The 19,987-nt window shown below is 68.2% G+C and carries 22 protein-coding genes; 9 read left to right on the forward strand and 13 right to left on the reverse strand.

Going from position 1 to position 19,987, the window contains the following annotated elements:
• The first annotated feature begins 4 nt into the window (after positions 1-4).
• From J8I35_RS01745 to J8I35_RS01755, 3 genes are all read left to right on the forward strand, one after another.
• The gene (locus J8I35_RS01745) at positions 5-478 is read left to right on the forward strand and encodes a universal stress protein (RefSeq protein WP_050015267.1); all 474 of its coding nucleotides are present in this window, start codon (positions 5-7) and stop codon (positions 476-478) included.
• A 51-nt stretch (positions 479-529) separates the two neighbouring features.
• The gene (locus tag J8I35_RS01750; RefSeq protein ID WP_209924294.1) at positions 530-805 is read left to right on the forward strand and encodes a DUF1488 domain-containing protein; all 276 of its coding nucleotides are present in this window, start codon (positions 530-532) and stop codon (positions 803-805) included.
• Between the two features lie 301 nt (positions 806-1,106).
• Positions 1,107-1,757, forward strand: coding sequence for a BON domain-containing protein (locus J8I35_RS01755; protein WP_050015409.1), 651 nt, complete (start codon positions 1,107-1,109; stop codon positions 1,755-1,757).
• 73 nt (positions 1,758-1,830) lie between these two features.
• On the opposite strand, the gene J8I35_RS01760 is transcribed toward J8I35_RS01755, so the two are convergent.
• From J8I35_RS01760 to J8I35_RS01780, 5 genes are all read right to left on the reverse strand, one after another.
• Entirely contained in the window at positions 1,831-3,597 is a 1,767-nt protein-coding gene (locus tag J8I35_RS01760; protein ID WP_209924295.1) for a SulP family inorganic anion transporter, read from the reverse strand.
• 108 nt (positions 3,598-3,705) lie between these two features.
• Entirely contained in the window at positions 3,706-3,930 is a 225-nt protein-coding gene (locus J8I35_RS01765) for a hypothetical protein (RefSeq protein WP_050015261.1), read from the reverse strand.
• A 138-nt stretch (positions 3,931-4,068) separates the two neighbouring features.
• Positions 4,069-5,058 carry a TIGR00730 family Rossman fold protein gene (locus tag J8I35_RS01770; protein ID WP_209924296.1) on the reverse strand — a complete coding sequence of 330 codons (990 nt, stop codon included), beginning with the start codon at positions 5,056-5,058 and terminating at the stop codon, positions 4,069-4,071.
• Positions 5,059-5,080: 22 nt separating this feature from the next.
• Complete coding sequence (locus J8I35_RS01775; RefSeq protein ID WP_050015257.1) at positions 5,081-5,416, reverse strand: c-type cytochrome; 336 nt, start codon at positions 5,414-5,416, stop codon at positions 5,081-5,083.
• A gap of 61 nt (positions 5,417-5,477) precedes the next feature.
• A complete protein-coding gene (locus tag J8I35_RS01780; RefSeq protein ID WP_050015256.1) occupies positions 5,478-6,479 on the reverse strand; it encodes a nitroreductase family protein in 1,002 nt (333 codons plus the stop codon).
• Positions 6,480-6,650: 171 nt separating this feature from the next.
• Here J8I35_RS01780 and J8I35_RS01785 point away from each other — a divergent pair, with 171 nt between their 5' ends.
• Positions 6,651-7,640, forward strand: coding sequence for a zinc-dependent alcohol dehydrogenase family protein (locus J8I35_RS01785; protein WP_209924297.1), 990 nt, complete (start codon positions 6,651-6,653; stop codon positions 7,638-7,640).
• 26 nt (positions 7,641-7,666) lie between these two features.
• Here J8I35_RS01785 and fnr read toward each other — a convergent pair whose 3' ends face one another.
• Positions 7,667-8,440, reverse strand: a complete 774-nt coding sequence (gene fnr / locus J8I35_RS01790; protein ID WP_050015252.1) for a fumarate/nitrate reduction transcriptional regulator Fnr — start codon at positions 8,438-8,440, stop codon at positions 7,667-7,669.
• A 300-nt stretch (positions 8,441-8,740) separates the two neighbouring features.
• Positions 8,741-9,388, reverse strand: a complete 648-nt coding sequence (locus J8I35_RS01795) for a response regulator transcription factor (protein WP_089490178.1) — start codon at positions 9,386-9,388, stop codon at positions 8,741-8,743.
• A 324-nt stretch (positions 9,389-9,712) separates the two neighbouring features.
• On the opposite strand from J8I35_RS01795, the gene J8I35_RS01800 reads away from it, so the two are divergent.
• A complete protein-coding gene (locus J8I35_RS01800) occupies positions 9,713-10,183 on the forward strand; it encodes a universal stress protein (protein WP_124555413.1) in 471 nt (156 codons plus the stop codon).
• Positions 10,184-10,225: 42 nt separating this feature from the next.
• Here the strand turns inward: J8I35_RS01800 and J8I35_RS01805 are convergent, their stop codons facing one another.
• The 3 genes from J8I35_RS01805 to J8I35_RS01815 form a co-directional block, all read right to left on the reverse strand.
• Complete coding sequence (locus J8I35_RS01805; RefSeq protein ID WP_209924298.1) at positions 10,226-11,059, reverse strand: universal stress protein; 834 nt, start codon at positions 11,057-11,059, stop codon at positions 10,226-10,228.
• Complete coding sequence (locus tag J8I35_RS01810) at positions 11,056-11,559, reverse strand: universal stress protein (protein WP_209924299.1); 504 nt, start codon at positions 11,557-11,559, stop codon at positions 11,056-11,058. The genes J8I35_RS01805 and J8I35_RS01810 overlap by 4 nt, the downstream gene beginning before the upstream one ends.
• A 146-nt stretch (positions 11,560-11,705) precedes the next feature.
• Positions 11,706-12,545 (reverse strand): universal stress protein, encoded by an 840-nt coding sequence (locus J8I35_RS01815; RefSeq protein ID WP_124592708.1) that lies wholly within the window; start codon positions 12,543-12,545, stop codon positions 11,706-11,708.
• Between the two features lie 188 nt (positions 12,546-12,733).
• Here J8I35_RS01815 and J8I35_RS01820 point away from each other — a divergent pair, with 188 nt between their 5' ends.
• Genes J8I35_RS01820 through J8I35_RS01835 form a run of 4 tightly spaced genes read left to right on the forward strand, consistent with a single transcriptional unit; the run spans position 12,734 to position 16,878 of the window.
• The gene (locus J8I35_RS01820; protein WP_124592709.1) at positions 12,734-13,270 is read left to right on the forward strand and encodes a hypothetical protein; all 537 of its coding nucleotides are present in this window, start codon (positions 12,734-12,736) and stop codon (positions 13,268-13,270) included.
• Positions 13,260-14,006, forward strand: coding sequence for a beta-ketoacyl-ACP reductase (locus J8I35_RS01825; RefSeq protein WP_209924300.1), 747 nt, complete (start codon positions 13,260-13,262; stop codon positions 14,004-14,006). Before J8I35_RS01820 ends, J8I35_RS01825 begins: the two co-directional genes overlap by 11 nt.
• Positions 14,003-15,823 (forward strand): alpha/beta fold hydrolase, encoded by a 1,821-nt coding sequence (locus J8I35_RS01830; RefSeq protein ID WP_209924301.1) that lies wholly within the window; start codon positions 14,003-14,005, stop codon positions 15,821-15,823. Before J8I35_RS01825 ends, J8I35_RS01830 begins: the two co-directional genes overlap by 4 nt.
• A 14-nt stretch (positions 15,824-15,837) precedes the next feature.
• A complete protein-coding gene (locus J8I35_RS01835) occupies positions 15,838-16,878 on the forward strand; it encodes a zinc-dependent alcohol dehydrogenase family protein (RefSeq protein ID WP_209924302.1) in 1,041 nt (346 codons plus the stop codon).
• A gap of 94 nt (positions 16,879-16,972) precedes the next feature.
• On the opposite strand, the gene J8I35_RS01840 is transcribed toward J8I35_RS01835, so the two are convergent.
• The 3 genes from J8I35_RS01840 to J8I35_RS01850 all read right to left on the reverse strand — a co-directional run bounded on the left by J8I35_RS01840 (position 16,973) and on the right by J8I35_RS01850 (position 19,986).
• Entirely contained in the window at positions 16,973-18,376 is a 1,404-nt protein-coding gene (locus J8I35_RS01840) for an MBL fold metallo-hydrolase (RefSeq protein WP_209924303.1), read from the reverse strand.
• Positions 18,377-18,505: 129 nt separating this feature from the next.
• Complete coding sequence (locus J8I35_RS01845; protein ID WP_209924304.1) at positions 18,506-18,691, reverse strand: DUF2964 family protein; 186 nt, start codon at positions 18,689-18,691, stop codon at positions 18,506-18,508.
• A 170-nt stretch (positions 18,692-18,861) separates the two neighbouring features.
• Entirely contained in the window at positions 18,862-19,986 is a 1,125-nt protein-coding gene (locus J8I35_RS01850; protein ID WP_050016739.1) for an ABC transporter permease, read from the reverse strand.
• Position 19,987: the final 1 nt, after the last annotated feature.

A 19,987-nucleotide genomic window follows, 5' to 3' on the forward strand; every position in this document is an offset into this window, starting at 1 on the left:
AGGTATGTACACGAACATCATGGTCGCCGTGGACGGCAGTCCTTCGTCGAGTCAGGCGCTTGAAGAGGGCCTGAAGGTTGCCCGGTCCTGCGGCGCGCGCGTGTTCGCCGTTTTCGTCGTCGACCAATCGCTTCTGATCACGTACGCCGGACGCATGAACCCGGATGCGCTGCTCGACGAAGTCCGGCGCGATGGCGCGGCGGTGCTGCGAAGCGCGGAACGGGCCATCTCGCATGCGGCCGTCAACGGCGATACCGAAATCGTCGAGACCGAACCCGGCCAGGATATCGCCGAACGGCTGCAACGCTATGTCGTCGAACGGTCGATCGATCTCGCGGTGGTCGGCACGCACGGCCGGCGCGGCGTCCGTCGGCTGGTCCTCGGCAGCGTAGCCGAACGCTTTCTGCGCGGATCGCGTTGCCCGGTCCTGCTCGTACGCGGCGACGATGCCGCGCCTGCTGCCGTCGCGGCAGCCTAGGGTCGCCGCGCCCGATACCGGGGCGGCCCGCCATCTGCCCAAGGGATCGTCATGCCGATAACTTTTCCTTCCGAACCGCCGACGTATTGCGGCCTGGACCCGGCGTTGGCCTTTCCGGCCGTGGTCGAAGGCCGCCGCGTGCGCTGCGTGATCACCGCGGAAGCGCTGGAAGACCACTTCCGGGCGGCATCGTCGCGCGAACAGGATCTCGTCGATGCATTCGCACGCCATCGCCCCGCGATCGAGCGCGCGGCGCGCTGCCTGCTCGAGGAGATGGACGGCAGGCCGATCCTGCTTCACAGCGGATTTTTCCGGTTCTGTACCTGATCGCGCCGGGTCGTCGACGCGTATCAAGCGCGTGACGGTGCGAGCGGATACGCCGATTTCTGAAGCGTCCTTCGTCCTTCGTCCGTTGTGCGACACGCGATGTCGCGCGAGTCCGATCCGCATCGGGGCGCCGCGCTGGCGGGACGAAAGCGCGGGCCGCGTGCCCGCCATTCGACGAAGTGCGAACCCGGCGGCGACTGCAACGCATCCGTTGACCTGCATCAGCACCGCGGGGCCGCGTGTGTGCAAATCTGGTCGTGTATGGCGGACAAGCGCGCCGCGGCTCTCGGGAGTACAGACGATGAAAACCGACAAGCAGTTGAAGCAGGACGTTCAGGACGAACTGGAATCCGACCCGGCAATCGATGCGACACGAATCGGTGTCGAGGTCTCCGACCGGATCGTGACGCTTTCGGGTCACCCGCCGAGCTATGCGGAGAAACTCGCGATCGAGCGCGCGGCCAACCGCGTGGCCGGTGTCAAGGCGCTCGTCGTCGACATGACCGTGCATCTGCCGAACGACGACATCCGTACCGACGAGGACATCGCGAATGCCGTGCGCTCGGTGCTGCACTGGACGGTCGGGCTGCATGACGACGCGGTCAAGGTGCAGGTCGAACACGGCTGGATCACGCTGTCCGGCAAGGTCGAATGGGCATACCAGAGCCATCTGGCCGTGCGCGCGATCTCGCAGATGCGCAGCGTGACCGGCGTGACCGACCACATCGTCGTGCAGGGGGCGGTCGGCTCGGCCGACATCGGCGGCAACATCAAGCGCGCGATCATGCGCCACGCGGAGCGCGAGGCGAAACACATCGCGGTCGAGGTGCGCGACGGCACCGTTCGGTTGTCCGGCAAGGTCGGCTCGTTCTCCGAACGCAAGGCCGTGCGTGGCGCGGCGTGGTCGGCGCGTGGCGTGCGCGCCGTCGTCGACGACCTGGTCGTCGAGTAAGGCCGGCGGACTGAAGTCGGCCGCTCCTCCCGGCCGGATGCGATACGCGCGGCGGCCGCCCGTCTTCAAGCGTCTAGCCGCCCTTCCTCTTCCGCGCGGGCGGCGATGACGCCGGGCGCATGCGGTGTTCGCCCGCGCCCGCGTGCTCGCCTTTCCGCTGGACGTGATGCGCCACGGCATCGGTCACGGTCGGAAAGAAGCTGGCCGCGCCGAACACATCGAACAGCCCGTAGGCGCGCAGGCGATCCTTCACAGGCCCCTTCATTTCCGCGAAGTTCAGCGCGATGCGTTGCTCGCGGAGTTCTTCGCACAGCGCGACGAGCCGGTCTGCCGCGCTGACGTCGATATCGGTGACGGGCTCCGCGGCGACGACGATACGCGCGACCGGGCATGCCGAGCGCGCGATTGCCGCGTGCAGATGCTCGCAGAAGATCTCGACGTTCGCATAGAAGAGCGGTGCGTCCCAGCGGAACAGCACGAGGCCCGGGATTTGCACGGCGTCCGGATGGCGTGTGATGTCGTGATAGCCGCGCACGCCTGACAGCCGACCAAGCACGGCATCGTACGGGTGCCAGGCACGCCACACGAACGACAGCAGCGACAGCGCGCTGGCGAGCAGGATGCCGGGAACGACACCCACGCCGATCACGCCGGCAAGGCACAGGACCGAAATCAGGCATTCGCCGCGGCGCATCCGGTACAGCCGGACGACGCTGCGGACGTCGGCGATGCCGAACGCCGCGTAGATCACGACTCCGGCCAGCGCCGCGCGCGGGACGACCGTCAGCAGCGTCGGCGCGGCAATGAGCAGTATCGCGATGCATGCGGCCGCGACGAGATGGGCGACCTGGCTCTGCGCGCCGGCGGCGATCGCCACCGGCGTGCGGGACGCGCTGCTGCTGACCGCGCAGCCCTGCGTCACGCCCGCCAGCAGATTCGCCGCGCCCAATGCGATCAGTTCCTGGTTGCGGTCCGGCGTGTCGCCCGCACGCACGGAAAGCGCACGCGACAGCATGCTGATGTCGGCGAACGACACCAGCGCCACGGCGATCGCACCGGACGCGAGCGCGCTCAGGTCGGCGAGCGAGACAGCCGGAAGGTGCGGGGTGGGCGCACCGGCCGGCAAGGCGCCGACCGTCGCGATGCCGTGCAACGGCAACACGCGTGCGGCCAGGGTCGCCGCGAGCACGGCGATCAATACGCCGGGCCAGCGAGGTATCACGCGCTTCATCAGGAAAATGGCCGCCAGAACACCGACACCGAGCAGGCAGGCAGCGGGTGAAAACCGGCGGTCGACGAGGGCATGCACGATGTGCGGGACGCTGGCGAACACGTCGCCGCCCGATGCGGTCATGCCGAACAGCTCGGGCAGGCGGCCGATCGCGAGCGTGATCGCAATGTCGTTCAGATACCCGTACTGGATCGGGCGCGACAGCAGGTCGGTGACGAAGCCGAGGCCGAGCGTCCCGAGCAGGATGCAGATCGTACCGGCCAACAGCGCCAATGCGCCGGCAAGCGCGATGGCCCGCTGCGGATCATGGCCGGCGAGCGGCGCGATCGCGCCGGCGATCAGCGCGGCCAATGCCGAATCGGGGCCCAGGACGAGGATGCGGCTCGGGCCGAGTACCGCATAGGCGAGCAATGCCGCGATCGACGCATACAGCCCGGTGACGGCCGGCAGGCCGGCCGCCTGCGCGTAGCTCATGCCGACCGGAACCAGCACGGCGGAAAGCGCGATGCCCGCATAGAGATCGCGCGGTAACCATGCACGCCGGTAGTTCGCGAGCAGCGCCACACCCGGGAACATGCGTGCGATGCGTCCGGAACGGGGCAGGTTCATCGCCGCTTCATCCAGCGGATATCCGGTAAAAAGGAACTGATCGATCCGGCAGGTGCAGGTTCATCGGCATGGGTGCAGCGCGCGGCACGGAAACGACCGCGCCTGGCTTCATGCCGCCTTGAGCGCCGAAAGTTGCAGCGCCTGCGCGAAACGGGCCAGCGTGGCGATCGATCCCGTCACGCTTTCGTACCGCTCCCGTCCGATCTGGCCGTCGAGGATCACGAGCATGCCGGCGTCGCGGGCGAGGGCGACCAATGCCAGCGTGTCGAGCGCGGCTGCATCGGACCGACCGGACGGATTGCCTGAATCGGCAAGCTGGGTAGCGTGTGACATGACGTCTCTCCTGATGGCCCGCGATCGGTGTGCCGGGAGCCGTGATCCGTGATTTCAGTATCGTCGGCGCGCATGCGCGATTCAATCGGCGTGTCCCGAAGTTGTAGTAGGAATCGAGCGGCGGCCGTCGGCGGATTCCTACACGGCGGACGGCTTCGGCGAAGGGCTTCGTCGGGCCGGCCGCCTGGCGCGGCACCGTGCGTACCACGATCCGATCGCATGCCAGATGTCGGCGGCCGATTCGCAGTAGGTGAACAGTTCGAGGTCGCGGCGGTCGATCATCCCTTCGTCCGCGAGAAACGCCAGATCGACGGCGCGCCGCCAGTACGCTTCGCCGACCAGGACGACCGGCAGCGGCGCGATCTTGCGTGTCTGCAGCAGCGTCAGTACTTCGAACAGTTCGTCGAACGTGCCGTATCCGCCGGGGAAAAACACGGCGGCCTTGGCGCGCTCGAGCAGGTGAAGCTTGCGAATCGCGAAGTAGTGGAACCGGAAGCACAGATCCGGCGTGATGTACGGATTCGGCGCCTGTTCGCGCGGCAGCTCGATATTGAAGCCGATGCTCGGCGCGCCGCGCTCATAGGCGCCGCGATTGGCGGCCTCCATGATGCCGGGGCCGCCGCCCGTGACGATCGCGAGGCGCGCGGTACGCGTGCGCCGGTCGGCATGGCCGACGATACGGCCGAATTCGCGTGCGACCCGGTAGTACGCGCTGTGCTCGACAAGACGGCTGGCGAGAGCGACGGCCCGACGCCGGCCCGGGTCACGCGGGCGCAGCGCGAGCAGGCGGTTCGCTTCGTCGAGCCGAGCGTTCGCGACAGCGGGGGCGACGATGCGCGTGCTGCCGTAGATCACGACGGCATGGCCGATGCGCTCATGTTGCAAACGCGCCTCGGCTTTCCAGTAGTCGAGTTGCAGCCGGATCCCGCGCATGGTCGCGCGTTGCAGCAACGTCGTGTCCGCGTCGCCGGGCGTGCAGTTCGGATGGCCGGCGAGATGCCGCGCCCGACGCGACGGCCGCTGGATGTCGTCGAGGCCGGCGGTCGCTTCGGGCCGGGCGCGTATCCGCTTGCCGTGCGCGCCGCCGCGCGCGGTGCCGGCGGGAACGCGTTTGACTATCGTGGGCATGAGCGGGAAGGCAGTGGCACGGTCACTGACTCAGCACCCATTGGACGAGCTGATGGGCGTCGTCGGCAGAGAGCGGCCCGCCGCGATCGATGGCGGACGGCATCGGCGTGTCGCCCCAATGCGTGGGGCCGCCGACGCGCAACTTGCGCTCCAGCTCGGCGGCCGCGTGCGGATCGCCGCGGTAGCGCGTGGCGATATCGTGGAACGACGGCCCGAGGAACGTCATGTCGGGCGTGTGGCAGAACATGCAGTGCTGCGCGTTGACGAGCTCGGTCGGTTCGGGCACGGTCGTTTGCGCGGCCGCCGTGCCGGCAATGGCGGCGATCAGAAGGAAAGCGAAGCAACGCGTGATGTTCATGGTTTTTCTCGTCCGGATCGGCAGGCGCGCAGCGCGCCGCCGGTTGCGCTCAGGCGATCACTCACGAGATCACTTCGCCGAGCGGGCGACGGGGCGAATGCGGCGTATGCGGGCCGCGGCCGACTCGCAGCAGCAACTGCGGCTCGCCGCGCAGCCCGAGCGTCCGGCCGAGGTCGGCACGCAGCGCGGCCGTCTCGATCGGCTGGTTCAGGTACGACGCCGTATAGCCCGCGCGCGCCGCGACGAGCAGGATTCGCTCCAGCGCCTGGCCCGCGGCCAGCCACGCTTCGCGATCGTCGCGTACGGTCGACAGGCAGACGATCAACGGCGACGCGCCGACGAGCTGGTGATGGAGCGCGGCCAGCCCGTTGCCGAGATCGAACGTCCGCACCGCCATCGTCACGACAGGCGCCGCGAAGTCCAGCAGCGTCGGTACGCCGGCCGCGAATGCCGGCATGCCGTCGACGCGCCGGCGCGGATCGATCCAGCTCGCCAGTTCGCGGCGAAAGCGCGGATCGGCGAACTGCTGCTGGTCGGCCTGCGCAACCAGTTCGGCGACCCGTGCGCGATGCGCGATCGAGTCGATGCACGCGACCTCGGCGCCTTCCGCGACGCCGGCCGCGATCAGCTCGCGCTGAATCTCGTCGGGCACCGCGGTGGATTCGAACGGCGCGCGCGTCGTGACGCGCGCCTGGATTGCGTCGAACAGCCCGCCGAGAGACCGATCGGAATAGCCGTCGTCGCAGACCCGGACCAGCGCAAGGAGATCGGGGTCGACCTCGGACGGAAACGTGCTGATCGTGTGGGCGAGGCCGGCGTGATCGAGCGCGACGCGCAGATTGAGCAATGCCGCGCCGCAACTGATGATCAGTTCGCGGTCGAACGGATCGACCACGGGCAATGCGCGGACCCGGTCCGCGCAGACGGCGATCGTGGCGCCGTTGACGATGAACCGCCACGGCTGGGAATTGTGGCTGGACGGGGCCAGCACCGCGTACGCCAACAGCGACTTCAATTGATCGTCGACATGGGCGCTTGCGGCAAGCGGGGGAACGGACATCATTGATCATCTCCTGGCACGGCGCGCGGGCGACGTCATGCCATCTCATCGTGTCAGCAACCGTCCGGCAGCCGTTGACCCACATCAAGCGCCCGTCACCGGGCCATGCACGCGCGATGCGCCGGGGTTAGTCTTGGACAGCGAAGCACGAAGACGATCGGCCGGGAGGCGAGCATGCTTGCGATGATGTTTGACGGCACGACACCGCATTTGCGCGAGGCGCGCGTGCCGGATCCGCGGCCGGCGCCGGGCCAGTTGTTGATCGACGTGCATGCATGCGGCGTCTGTCGAACCGATCTGCACGTCGTCGACGGCGAGCTCGCGCACCCGACGCTGCCGCTGGTGCCGGGGCACGAAATCGTCGGAACGGTGCGCGTGCTCGGCGATGGCGTGACGGGGTTCTCCGTCGGCGACCGGGTGGGGGTTCCCTGGCTCGGTTCGACATGCGGGCATTGCGCGTATTGCACGTCGGGCCGCGAGAACCTGTGCGACAGCCCGGGTTTCACGGGCTATACGATCGACGGCGGCTACGCCGAGTGCGCGGTCGCCGACCACCGGTATTGCGTGCACCTGCCGCAACGCTATTCAGATCTCGAGGCCGCGCCGCTGCTGTGCGCCGGCCTGATCGGCTATCGAACCTTGCGCATGGCCGGCGATGCGCGTCGCATCGGCATCTACGGTTTCGGCGCGGCCGCTCATCTCGTCGCGCAGGTCGCGCGTTTCGAGGGGCGCAAGGTGTTCGCGCTGACGAAACCCGGCGATACCGCGGCACAGCAGCTCGCGCTGTCGCTCGGCGCCGCGTGGGCCGGCGGCAGCGACGAAACGCCGCCGGAAACGCTCGACGCCGCGCTCATCTTCGCGCCGGCGGGCGCGCTGGTGCGGGCCGCGCTGCGCGCCGTGGGCAAAGGCGGGATCGTCGTATGCGGCGGCATTCACATGAGCGATATCCCGAGCTTTCCGTACGCGTGGCTGTGGGGCGAGCGCCGGATCGCGTCGGTCGCCAACCTGACGCGTGCGGATGCGGCCGAATTCATGCGGATCGCCGCCGCGATGCCGCTGCGGGTCGAAGCCGTGCGCTACGCGCTGACCGATGCGAATCGCGCACTCGACGATCTGCGCAGCGGGCGCGTGTCCGGCGCCGCCGTGCTCGGCATGCGCGATTGATCCCGCCCGGTATCCGCGCGTTCTGCTCAGATGCGCCCGAGGCCTTCCGGATCCACGATGCGGATCTGCTTGCCTTGCGCGGCGACGAGCCCGTTGCGTTGGAACTTCGACAGCATCCGGCTGACCGTTTCGAGCTTCATCCCGAGATATTCGCCGATCTCGTCGCGCGTCATCCGCAGCACGAATTCGGCGGCCGAGTAACCGCGCGCCTTGAAGCGGGTGGAAAGGTTCAGCAGGAAGGCGGCCACGCGCTGCTCGGCGGTCATCGTGCCGAGCAGCACCATCTGCGCGGATTCGCGGACGATTTCGCCGCTCATCATCTGATAGACATGATGCTGCATCGGCCGCACTTCGCGACACATCTGCTCGAGCTGGCCGAACGGAATGATGCAGACCGTGCTGTCCTCGAGCGCGATCGCGTCGCCGTTGTGCCGCCCGGTGTGCACGCCGTCCAGCCCGAGCGCTTCGCCGACGATCTGGAAGCCGGTGATCTGCTCGTCGCCGTCGCGATGCATCATCACGGTCTTGAACGACCCGGTTCTGACCGCATAGATGCTGTGGAACGCGTCGTCCGCGCGAAACAGCGTTTCACCGCGTTTGACGTGGCGCGTCGTGCAGATCATCGCGTCCACCCGGGCGAACTCGTCGGGCGTCATTTCCCGCGGCATGCAAACGGTGCGCAACGTGCAGGACGAGCAGCGCGACGACGTGCGCTTCGGCTGGTCCGTCCGCGTGACGGGATGCAGCGGAATGAACGGGCGCGACGGCGCCGTCGTCGGGATGTCGGCATGGCTCTGCATGATCTGCTCCGGTTGGGGCGGCAGCGGGTCGCATCGTCGCGGTTGCGCTGGCCGTCGTACAGGCGGACACGAACGTCGCCGCCTGGTTGGTCGAATCGGCGCCCATCGGATCGGCGGGCCGGCAGCCGTCGCGACGGGACGGCAAGGCCGGGCAGCTCCGGAAGGCACGCCGGTGTGTTGTTCTTGATCGGAGTATGGACAGCCGGACGCTTGATTGAAATCAGCGGAAATTGAAGATGCGGTAGGTGTTAGGGAAGGTTTGTAGGACGATTCCTACAAGGGTGCGGCAGGTTGTCGCGGTCAGAGTTCGTCCGGGTCGTCGAACAGCCGGTGGCGCATCGCGTACCGGACGAGCGCCGTATCGTTGGCCATCTGCATCTTCTCGAGGATTCGCGTCTTGTAGGTGCTCACGGTCTTGACGCTGACGCACAACGCCTGCGCGATCTCGGAAATGGACTCGCCGGACGTCACGCGCCGGAACACGTCGAACTCGCGGTCGGACAAGCGTTGATGCGGCAACAGGTCGGTCGGCTCGTTGAGGCTTTGCGCGAATTGCTCCGCCATCGACAGGCTGACATACACGCCGCCGCCGGCAATTTTCGTCAGCGCGGCCACCAGCTCCGCGCTCGCGCTTTCCTTGGTCATGTAGCCCGATGCGCCGGCGCGGAACGCGCGCACCGCATATTGCTGCTCGGCGTGCATCGTCAACACCAGGATGTGCAGGGCCGGTTTCTCGTCCTTGATCTGCTTGATGAGTTCGATGCCGTTGCGGCCGGGCATCGACAGGTCGAGCACCAGCACCTCGGCCTCGGTGCCGCGCGTCAGCGCGATCGTCGATGCACTGTCGCTGGCTTCTCCCGCCACGACGAAATCGTGGGCGTTCTGCAGGATGTGCCGCAGGCCGTCCCTGACGAGCGTGTGATCGTCAGCAATGAGTACCCGGATCATGGCGTGCATCCTTTGCCGGCTCGCGCGGGGCAGGCGCCCGCCGGCGTTCGTCGATCCGGCTCCGACCGGAACGGTGCAATCGGCCGATTCTGAACGGCGGACATGATGACTGCCGTCGATGAACGGACGATGTCTCTTCAAAGGGTCGCATCAAAAGCGCGTCCGATGCGCCGAGATTGTGCGCGTTTTGCCGGTATTCGCCAATCGGGACCGATGCGGACGGCCGTCGCCGCGCGGGCTTGACCGGCGTCAACCGGACGGTGTGCGCCGAGCCCAGACTGGTTGGGCAGGCCAATCGACACCGAACGGCAACAGGGAGGCTTTATGTATGCACGAATCTTTGCGGCGCTCGACGGCAGCCGCGGCGCGCGGCTCGCGCTCGACGAGGCGATCGCGCTCGCCCGCGCGTCGGGCGGCTTGGTCGTCGCCGTGTGCGTGGTATCGGACGCGCCGCGGCTGACGGACGTCGACAGCGGCTATATCGACCGGCGCGACCCGGCCGGGCTGGATGCGGACAAGGCCGCGATCGCGGTGGCGGATGCCGAGACGGCGTTTCGCCTGTGCGGCGTCCGCGGCACCGCGCATACGATCGATGCGTGCGGCGAGGACGTGTCGTCGGTGCTCGTGCGAGCGGCCGCCGAATGCGACGCGGACTTGATCGTGATGGGCACGCATGGCCGTCGCGGCATGCGCCGCGCGTTGCTCGGCAGCGTCGCCGAATCGCTGGTGCGTACCGCCGACCGGCCGGTGCTGGTCGTGCGGGAGGGGCAGGGCGCAGGGGCGTCCGTGTTGTGACGAAAGCGGGCAGCCGCGACCGGCTGCCCGAACCTCGCCGGTTCAGTGAGACAGCAGCACCGGCACCGTCATCGTCTCGAGGATCGTGCGCGTCGCGCCGCCCAGCACGCGCTCGTGGGCGCGGGTATGGCTGTACAGGCCCATGACGAGCAGGTCCGCATGCACGTCGGTCACCCGGTTCAGCAGCGTCCCGCCCACGCCGACCGACCGCTCGCGCGGCGTCGTCGAGAACGACGCGCGAACGCCGTGTCGTTCGAGATACGCGGCGACGTCGACGCCGGCCGGCGTCCGGTCCGGATCGGGTTGCCCGCGGACGACCGTCTCGACGTTGACGAAGCGTGCGCGGGCGAGCAGCGGCAGCGCGTCGGCCATCGCGCGTGCGGCCTCGCGCCCGCCGTCCCAGCCGATCAGCACGTTCTCGCCGAACGTGCGCACGTCGCCGGCATACGGCACGATGATCGCCGGACGGCCGCTGCCGATCACGACATCCTCGACGAAATGGCGCGCCACGTAGGTCATGCGATCGTCGGGATCCTCCTGGCCGAGCACCAGCAGATCGGCGTGACGGGCGTGCAGGATCGCGGCATCGATCGCATTGCCGGCCGGCGCCTGCCATTCGACGCTGCGTCCGGCGCGTTCGGCGGCCGTCAGGAAGCGTTCTTCCGCCTCCTTGCGCCGCTGGTCGCACAGGCGCTCGTAGACGGCCAGCTTCAGCGGTTCGTCGGGCCGGCGCAACGGTTCGAAGAGATCCTGGCAGACCAGGTAGAGGCCGATCAAATGCGCGTTCCAGCGTCCCGCGAGCTGGAGCGCGAGGTCGACGCGCGTCGCGCAGCGATCGCTGTCGTCGAGATGAACAAGCAGGGTCTTGTAGCTCATGACGGTTCCTTTTCGGTGGAAGCGGCCGTGACGTCGGCGGATGCCTTCGCTGCGCAGCTCGCCGGAATCATCAGGACCGGGCATCTGGCCAGGCGCAGCACGCGTTCGGCCACGCTGCCGAGGAACATGCGCCGAAAGCCGCGCCGGCCATGCGTGCCCATCACGATCAGATCGGCGTCGATCTCGCCCGCGACGCCGACGATCCGGTGCGGGATGTCTTCGCCTGCTGGCGCGACGTTGGAGATCTGCGGCGTGCCGGCCACGTCGCGCGCCTTCATGCGCCGCGCGGCGTCCTCGGTCACGCGCAATCCTTCTTCACGGAACGAATCGACCAGGATCGACGGATCGTATCCGACCATGTCGTAGGCCGGCGCCAGGAAATCGACGACGTAGACGGGTGTCAGCCGCGCACCCGTTTCCGCCGCGAGCGCCAGCGCGGCGTCGAGTGCACGGGACGACGTGTCGCTGCCGTCGAGTGCCACCAGAATGTTCGAGTACATGGCATTTCCCTTGAACGGATGTGGATGAAACCATCATCGGCGCGTGCACGCCGATGGCGCTGATCTGGATCAAGCGTCCCGGTTGCCGCGCAGCCCGCCCGCCGCGGTGCGATTCACGCGTCGTTGGTCGATGCGCGCCGGGCGGCTCAGTGCGACATCAATACCGGCAGCGTCATCGACGCGAGCACCGTGCGCGTGGCCCCGCCCATCAACAGCTCGCGCCAGCGCGGATGGCCGTACGCGCCCATGACGAGCAGGTCGGAACCCGTGTCATACGTGCGCGACAGCAGCGTGTCGCCGACGGACGAGCCGGCGCCGGCATCGATGTCGAGCACGTTCACGTCGTGCGCGTGGCGCGCCAGCATCAGCGCGGCATCGGCGGCCGGAATCCGCGTGGCCGCGGCCTCCGACTTGCCGTCGACCACGGCGACGACCGTCGTGCGTTTCGCGTGTTCGAGAAAGGGCAGCGCGTCGTGCGCGGCGCGGGACGCTTCGCGGCTGCCGTCCCATGCGACGAAGACCCGTTCGCCGACCGACGGGAATTCTCCGGTGTACGGCCAGAACAGCACCGGGCGGCCGGCGGTCAACACGAGATTTTCCGGAAACTGGTCGTCGATATAGGTCTCGGGATCGTTCGGGTCGCTCTGGCCGGCAATCACCAGATCGGCGAGACGGGCGGCGCGCGGGACGGCCACGTTCGCGCGCTCGTCGGTGCGAATCCAGGTTGCCGGCACTTTGGCGCGCGCCGTCTCCGCATGGAACAGACGCTCCAGCGCGGCCATCCGTTCGTCGCGCCGTTCGCGTTGCGCGCGGAAATAGTCGGCGGAACCGGCCATCACATAGAACGAATGCGGCTCGGGCGTGTAGATCGCGAACAGCCCGGTGAGATGCGCACCGAAGCGCCGGGCGAGACGCAACGCGAACTCGAGACGCGAATGCGCGCGGGCGCTCGTATCGAGGTGCACGACCATGCTTTTGTAGCTCATCGGAATCGCTCCATCGACGGGTGATCCGCCAGTGCAATCCAGTCTACGAAGCAGGGTTTCCACGCGCTTGACTCAGATCAACGGCGGCCGTGCGCGATACCCGCACAGTGAAGCGGTCGAGACGCCGAGGCCGGGCAGGCGGCGCGACGCGGATGCGAACCCATTGATCCGATCGAAAGGGGAAGCCGATGAGTAGCGATGCTTTGACGACACCGAACGGCGCTTGGCGCGCGAGCTGCGATCTCGCGTTGCGCATGGTCGCGCTGAACCGCGACTGGCAACACGAATGGCATGCGCTGGCAGGGCGGCGCATCGAGCGCGACCGCACCGCGGTGCGGCGCCTGCAGCAGGCGCTGGCGGAAACGAACGAGTGGACGGCCTTCGCCGAGGCCGGCCGGCAGGTGACGAGCGACTACGCGATCGCGAGCGTCGAGATCTGGCAGGACGCCGCCGAGCTGTGCATGCGTGCGCAATTCGAGCATGCCAGTGCGTGGCGTACCTGGTTGCGCGAATACGGCTCGGGCGCGCTGACGCGTTATCAGACCGACTGGTTGCCTGACCTCGAGCGACTCGCGGTGGTCAACGAAGCCAGCATGCCGTGGGCCGACTGGATGGCCGCGCTGGAGCGCGGGATCGAGGAAGCGGGCGGCGCGACGAACGGGGCGCTTGCGGCGCGCCGCCTGAACGGCATCGCAGGCGAACGGGAGCGCGATCATGTCCGCTAAGCGCGTCGCGTTCGTCACCGGCGGGATGGGCGGGCTCGGCGCCGCGATCGGCCGTCGCCTGCACGACGCCGGCATGACGGTGGCGGTGTCGCACACGGAACACAACGACCACGTCGCGACGTGGCTCGCGCACGAGCGCGACGCGGGCCGCACGTTTCATGCGTTCGAAGTGGACGTGGCCGACTACGATTCGTGCCAGCACTGCGCGGCACGCGTGCTCGCCGAATTCGGGCGCGTCGACGTGCTCGTGAACAACGCCGGCATCACGCACGACGCCACCTTCGTGAAGATGACGAAGAGCATGTGGGACGCGGTGCTGCGCACTAATCTCGACAGCATGTTCAACATGACGAAGCCGTTCGTGCCGGGCATGATCGACGCCGGTTTCGGGCGGATCGTGAACATCGGCTCCGTCAACGGTTCGAGAGGCGCGTACGGGCAAGCCAACTACGCGGCCGCGAAGGCCGGCATCCACGGCTTCACGAAAACGCTCGCGCTCGAACTCGCGCGGCATGGCGTGACGGTCAACACGGTGTCGCCCGGCTATCTGGCGACCGCGATGCTCGAGTCGGTGCCGAAGGCGGTGCTCGACGCGAAGATCCTGCCGCAGATTCCGGCCGGGCGGCTCGGCGACCCCGACGAGATCGCCGCGTTCGTCGCGCTCCTGTGCTCCGACGCCGGTGCGTTCGCCACCGGCGCGGAATTCGACGTCAACGGCGGAATGTACCTGCGATGAACGCGTCCGTGCTGCGCGCGGCGCTCGCGCCGGCATCGCTGCCGACGCCGGGCGACGACGGGCAGGCGCCGGCGGCGACGCGATGCGCGCCTTCCCCGATGAGCGCTGCCGAACAGTGGAACCGTGCCGCGCACGCGAACGTGGCCGCGCTGACGTTCGGGCTGTCGCCGGTGTCGCTGGCGCTGGCGATGCTCGACTGGGGCGCGCATCTGGCGGTGGCGCCGGGCAAAGGCTTCGAGCTCGCCGCACAGGCGTGGCTGGGCGCGGTGGCGCCGACGGCAAGCGGGCGCGACGGCGAGGCCGACGATGCGGAGTCGAGCGGCCTGGCCGTGCACGCCGGCGGCGCCGATCCGCGCTTCGCCGCGCCCGCATGGGGCGGCTGGCCGTTTCGCGCGTATCGCGACGGCTTCCTGTCGATCCAGCGCTGGTGGCGCGACGCGACCCGCGGTGTGCCGGGTGTCGAACGCCATCATGAGGAACTGGTCGGATTCGCCGCCCGCCAGTGGCTCGACGCCTGTTCGCCGGGCAATTTCCTGGCGACCAATCCGGTCGTGCTCGACGCGACGATGCGCAGCGGCGGCGCGAACCTCGCGGCGGGCTTGCGGCATTGGCTGGACGACGCGAACGCGTTCGTCGAGCGGGCGAGCGGCACGCAGGCCCACGATGCGCGCACCTATCTGCCGGGTCGCGACGTGGCGATCACGCCGGGTCGCGTCGTCTGGCGCAACGCGCTGTGCGAGCTGCTGCAATACGCGCCGACGACAGCCCGCGTGGCGCGCGAGCCGATCCTGATCGTGCCGTCGTGGATCATGAAGTACTACATCCTCGATCTGCAGCCGCATAATTCGCTGATCCGCTTCCTGGTCGATGCGGGCTATACGGTGTTCGCGGTGTCGTGGCGCAACCCGGGCGCGGAATCGCGCGACCTCGGGCTCGACGACTATCTGCGCGACGGCTGCATCGCGGCGCTCGACGCCGCCCGGTCGATCGGCGGCGAAGCGGTCCACGCGGTCGGCTATTGTCTGGGCGGCACGCTGCTGGCGATCGCCGCGGCGGCGCTGGCGCGCGACGGCAAGCAGTACGACGCGCTGCGCTCGGTCACGTTGCTCGCGGCCCAGACCGATTTCAGCGAACCCGGCGAACTCGGCCTGTTCATCGATGCGAGCGAGCTGTCCGCGCTCGACGCGCTGATGTGGCGGCAAGGCTATCTGGACGGTGCGCAAATGTCCGCCGCGTTTGAACTGCTGAACGCGCGCGACCTGATCTGGTCGCGGATGATGAGCGAATACCTGCTCGGCACGCGCACGAAGCCCAACGACCTGATGTCGTGGAATGCGGATACCACGCGCATGCCGTACCGCATGCATTCGGAATACCTGACGCGGCTCTTTCTCGACAACGATCTGGCGGCCGGCCGCTACTGCGTCGAAGGGCGGCCTGTCGCGCTGTCGGATATCGACGTGCCGACGTTCGTGGTCGGCACCGAGCGCGATCACGTGTCGCCCTGGCGGTCCGTCTACAAGCTCCATCTGCTCACGCACCACGCGCTGACCTTCGTGCTGACGTCGGGCGGGCACAACGCGGGCATCGTGTCCGAACCGGGCCATCCGGGACGCCACTATCGGTGCGCGACGCGCGAACCCGGCGTGGCCTACCGCAGCCCGCACGACTTCGTGCGCGATACGCCGGCGGTCGACGGATCGTGGTGGACAGGCTGGCGCGACTGGTTGCACGCACGCTCGTCGGGCGACGTGCCGGCCCGTACGCCGCCCGCCGGCTTCGCGGCGGCGCCCGGCGCCTACGTACTCGAAACATGAATGGAGAAACAGCGATGAAAGCACTCGTCTACCACGGGCCGGGGCGCAAGGCGCTCGAGGAACGGCCCAGGCCGGAACTGCAGTCGCCCACCGACGCGATCGTCCGCGTGACGCGCACGACGATCTGCGGCACCGATCTGCATATCCTCAAGGGCGACGTACCGACCTGCGAACCGGGCCGCATTCTCGGCCACGAGGGCGTCGGCGTCGTCGAGCAGGTCGGCGCCGCGGTCGATTCGCTGAAGCCGGGCGATCGCGTGCTCATTTCGTGCATCTCGTCGTGCGGCCGCTGCGAATACTGCCGCCGCGGCCTGTATTCGCATTGCACGACCGGCGGCTGGATTCTCGGCAACCGGATCGACGGCACGCAGGCCGAGTACGTGCGTATCCCGCATGCGGCGACCAGCCTGTACCGGATTCCGGGCGGCGCCGACGAGGACGCGCTCGTGATGCTGTCCGATATCCTGCCGACCGGGTTCGAATGCGGGGTATTGAACGGCAAGGTGCAGCCCGGGTGCTCGGTCGCGATCGTCGGCGCGGGGCCGATCGGGTTGGCCGCGTTGCTGACCGCGCAGTTCTACTCGCCCGCGCAGATCATCATGATCGACCCGGACAGCAACCGGCTCGAGATCGCGCGGCACTTCGGCGCGACCGATAGCATCGACGGCCGCACCGGCGATCCGGTCGCGGAAGTGATGAAGCTGACCGACGGCATCGGCGTCGATTGCGCGATCGAGGCGGTCGGCATTCCGGCGACGTTCGAGATGTGCACGGCGCTCGTGGCGCCGGGCGGTGTCGTCGCGAACGTCGGCGTGCATGGCGTGAAGGCCGACCTGCACCTCGAGAAGCTGTGGGATCGCAACATCTCGATCACGACGCGGCTCGTCGACACGGTCAGCACGCCGATGCTGCTGAAGACCGTGCGCGCCGGGCGTCTCGATCCGACACGCCTGATCACGCACCGGTTTTCGCTCGACGACGTCGAGCGTGCGTACGACACGTTCGGTCGCGCGGCGCAGACCCATGCGCTGAAGGTCATCATCGAAGTCGGCTGACGGGCCGGTGGCGCGTGACGGAGGCCGGTACGCAACGTCGCCCGGTTCTTGCCGCGCCCGACCGGTGTCTACCGGCGTTTCGGCGGCGCCGTAGTCAGGACGAAACGCCGGCCGGCTCGCGCGCATCGTCCGATTCGACTGCGTCGAGATCGACGGTCTGCGCGTAGGTCGGGACTTCGCACGGCCAGTGCAATCGCTCCGAAATGCGCCGCCGCAGTGCGTCCGCCGATGCAGGTTCGCCATGCGTGATGAAGGTCCGTGCGGGCGCGGGCTGCATCGTGCCGAGCCACCGGAGAATCTCCTCGTAGTCGGCATGCGCGGACAGCGCGGCGATCGACTCGACCTGCGCGCGCACGCGCACGTATTCGCCGTGAATCTTGACCGTCGGTTCGTGCGCGGCCAGCGCCGCGCCGCGTGTACCGGCCGCCTGATAGCCGACCAGCGCGATCGTGTTGCGCGCGTCGGGCGCGTAGCGGCTCAGGTGATGGAGCACGCGGCCACCCGTGGCCATGCCGCTGCCGGCGATGATGACCATCGGGCCGTGGTGTTCCGCAATCGCCTTCGACTGCTCGACCGTCCGGATCATCGTCGCCGCGTGGCCGAGCGCGTTTGCTTCGGAAAGCGTCAGCCGGTGTTCGAGGATGTGGTGGCGATAGATGTCGGTCACGTCGGTCGCCATCGGGCTGTCGACGAACACGGGCACGCGCGCCATGCGGCCGGACGCCTTCAGCCGCGCGATGTAGTGCAGGATCTCCTGCGCGCGGCCGACGGTGAAGCAGGGCATCACGACCACTCCGCCGCGCGCGAACGTCGTGTCGAACAACGTGGCCAACTCGTTCTCGGGATCGGAATCCGGATGCAGCCGGTCGCCGTAGGTCGATTCGACGACGAGATAGTCGGCATGCGCCGGCGGCCGCGGCGGCTGCATGATCGGGTCGTGATAGCGGCCGAGGTCGCCCGAGAACGCGAGCACCTTGTGATCCCAGTGCATCACGACGCTCGCCGCGCCGAGGATGTGCCCGGCCGGCAGCAGGCGGAACGCGAGGCCATCGCCGAGCGCCGTGCATTCGTCGAAGGCGACGGGCTTCAGCAGCCGCAGCGCGCGCTGCGCATCGTCGAGCGTATAGAGCGGTTGCGCCGGATGATGCTTCGAGTAGCCGTGCCGGTTCGCGAAGTCGGCTTCTTCCTCCTGCAGCCGCGCGCTGTCGCGCAGCATGATGTCGCAGAGTTCGGCCGTGGCCGCCGTGCAGTACACCGGGCCGCGATAGCCTTCGCGCGCCAGCACCGGCAGATAGCCGGTATGGTCGAGATGCGCATGCGTGAGCACGACCGCGTCGAGCGAGTCGGGTGCGAGCGGCAGCGGGCTCCAGTTGCGCAAGCGCAGGTTTTTCGTGCCCTGGAACAGGCCGCAATCGATCAGCACGCGCCGGCCGCCGTGCTCGACCAGATACTTCGAGCCGGTCACGGTTTCGGTCGCACCGAGAAAAGTCAGTTTCATCGCTCGTCTCACTGGAAGTCGACGGGTTCGGTGCGTCGATTACATCGCGAAGCGGCGCGCGGCGATTGACGGAAATCAGCGATTCCCGCATCAAGCATGATGTCGAATGCGGCGCGTCCGGCGGTTTCGCTAGCGCTCGCGCGGCGCGGGATCGAGCTGCGCGACGAACGCGACGCCGCCCGACACCAGCGCGACGATCGCGTACGGCAGCACGTGCGCGTCGACCAGCATCGCGTGCACGACGCCCAGTAGCGACGCGAGCGCGACGAACACGCCCAGCGTGGCGAGCGCGGTCCGGTACGAATGGCGAATCATGACGTTCTCCCGTGGAGCGGCCGGTGTTCGTCCGCGTTGGCACGCAGCGGCAGTTTGCGATTTCGCAAGCTATGGCGTCATGATCGCGTACCGGCTTCCGGCGCGGTTGATCTGTATCAACCGGCGAATCCCGGCCTCGCGCGCAATCGGGCAATCAGGCAGTGGGGCGATCAAGTCATCTGACCAATGGTCTTGCGGAATCGCATCAGCGACAGCAGGAACAGCGCGCCCCCGATCGCGAACAGCGCCGCGAACTGCGGCCACACCGCATCGAAGCCGGCGCCCCGGTACAGGATGCGTTGCGCGAGTTCGACGAAATGAGTCGTCGGCGCGGCCAGCATGATGTCCCGCACGGCCGGCGGCATGCTTTCGCGCGGCGTCAGTCCGCCCGACAGCAGTTGCAGCGGCAGCAGCACGAGCACGAGCAACATGCCGAACTGCGGCATGCTGCGCACGAGCGTCGCGAGAAAGATCCCCATCGACGTCGTGGCGAACAGGTGCAACGCCATCCCGGCCACGAACAGCGGGATGGAGCCGGGAATCGGCACGTGCAGCGCGCCGCCCACGACGCACGTCAGCGACGCGACGGCCGCCACCGTGACGACGAGCCCCATCGACCAGACCTTCGCGAGCATGATCTCCGCTGCGGTCACCGGCATCACGAGCAGATGCTCGATCGTGCCGTGTTCGCGCTCGCGAATCAGCGCGGCGCCGGTGAGGATCATCGACAGCATCGTCACGTTGTTGATCAGTTCCATCAGCGCGCCGAACCAGACTTCGTCGAGATTCGGGTTGAAGCGCATCCGCAGCGCGAGATCGACCGGCGGTGGCGGCGTGCCGCGATAGCGCCGCACGAACGCGTCGATCTCGCCCGACACGATCTGCTGGATGTAGGTGCTGCCGGTGAAGGCTTGCGTCATGCGTGTCGCATCGACGTTGAGCTGGATCGTCGCATGACGGCCGGCCAGCACGTCGCGCTGGAAGTTCGGCGGAATGTCGAGCGAGAACGTGTAGTCGCCGTTGTCGAGCCCGCGATCGGCCGCGCCGGCGTCGACGACCGGGGGCGGCGCGAACTGCGGCGGAAAGAACGCCGCCGCGATCCGTGCCGACAGCGGCGACGCGTCTTCGTCGACGAGCGCGATCGGCACCTTGTGCAGCGTTTCGGGGCGTGCGGTCGCGGCGACGTAGATCGACGCGCTGAACGTATACACGATGAGCGCGAGCAGGATCGGGTCGCGGGCGAGGCTCCACAGTTCCTTGATCCCGAGCCGGTAGATGGCGAGCACGCGCGACATG

It is taken from the genome of Burkholderia sp. CpTa8-5, from assembly GCF_017815045.1.
GTDB classification, from domain to species: domain Bacteria; phylum Pseudomonadota; class Gammaproteobacteria; order Burkholderiales; family Burkholderiaceae; genus Burkholderia; species Burkholderia sola.

Coding starts and splice junctions, on each gene's coding strand:
- J8I35_RS01745 (WP_050015267.1), top strand. CDS start 5: ATGTACACGAACATCATGGTCGCCGTGGACGGCAGTCCTTCGTCGAGT.
- J8I35_RS01750 (WP_209924294.1), top strand. CDS start 530: ATGCCGATAACTTTTCCTTCCGAACCGCCGACGTATTGCGGCCTGGAC.
- J8I35_RS01755 (WP_050015409.1), top strand. CDS start 1,107: ATGAAAACCGACAAGCAGTTGAAGCAGGACGTTCAGGACGAACTGGAA.
- J8I35_RS01760 (WP_209924295.1), bottom strand. CDS start 3,597: ATGAACCTGCCCCGTTCCGGACGCATCGCACGCATGTTCCCGGGTGTG.
- J8I35_RS01765 (WP_050015261.1), bottom strand. CDS start 3,930: ATGTCACACGCTACCCAGCTTGCCGATTCAGGCAATCCGTCCGGTCGG.
- J8I35_RS01770 (WP_209924296.1), bottom strand. CDS start 5,058: ATGCCCACGATAGTCAAACGCGTTCCCGCCGGCACCGCGCGCGGCGGC.
- J8I35_RS01775 (WP_050015257.1), bottom strand. CDS start 5,416: ATGAACATCACGCGTTGCTTCGCTTTCCTTCTGATCGCCGCCATTGCC.
- J8I35_RS01780 (WP_050015256.1), bottom strand. CDS start 6,479: ATGATGTCCGTTCCCCCGCTTGCCGCAAGCGCCCATGTCGACGATCAA.
- J8I35_RS01785 (WP_209924297.1), top strand. CDS start 6,651: ATGCTTGCGATGATGTTTGACGGCACGACACCGCATTTGCGCGAGGCG.
- fnr (WP_050015252.1), bottom strand. CDS start 8,440: ATGCAGAGCCATGCCGACATCCCGACGACGGCGCCGTCGCGCCCGTTC.
- J8I35_RS01795 (WP_089490178.1), bottom strand. CDS start 9,388: ATGATCCGGGTACTCATTGCTGACGATCACACGCTCGTCAGGGACGGC.
- J8I35_RS01800 (WP_124555413.1), top strand. CDS start 9,713: ATGTATGCACGAATCTTTGCGGCGCTCGACGGCAGCCGCGGCGCGCGG.
- J8I35_RS01805 (WP_209924298.1), bottom strand. CDS start 11,059: ATGAGCTACAAGACCCTGCTTGTTCATCTCGACGACAGCGATCGCTGC.
- J8I35_RS01810 (WP_209924299.1), bottom strand. CDS start 11,559: ATGTACTCGAACATTCTGGTGGCACTCGACGGCAGCGACACGTCGTCC.
- J8I35_RS01815 (WP_124592708.1), bottom strand. CDS start 12,545: ATGAGCTACAAAAGCATGGTCGTGCACCTCGATACGAGCGCCCGCGCG.
- J8I35_RS01820 (WP_124592709.1), top strand. CDS start 12,734: ATGAGTAGCGATGCTTTGACGACACCGAACGGCGCTTGGCGCGCGAGC.
- J8I35_RS01825 (WP_209924300.1), top strand. CDS start 13,260: ATGTCCGCTAAGCGCGTCGCGTTCGTCACCGGCGGGATGGGCGGGCTC.
- J8I35_RS01830 (WP_209924301.1), top strand. CDS start 14,003: ATGAACGCGTCCGTGCTGCGCGCGGCGCTCGCGCCGGCATCGCTGCCG.
- J8I35_RS01835 (WP_209924302.1), top strand. CDS start 15,838: ATGAAAGCACTCGTCTACCACGGGCCGGGGCGCAAGGCGCTCGAGGAA.
- J8I35_RS01840 (WP_209924303.1), bottom strand. CDS start 18,376: ATGAAACTGACTTTTCTCGGTGCGACCGAAACCGTGACCGGCTCGAAG.
- J8I35_RS01845 (WP_209924304.1), bottom strand. CDS start 18,691: ATGATTCGCCATTCGTACCGGACCGCGCTCGCCACGCTGGGCGTGTTC.
- J8I35_RS01850 (WP_050016739.1), bottom strand. CDS start 19,986: ATGTCGCGCGTGCTCGCCATCTACCGGCTCGGGATCAAGGAACTGTGG.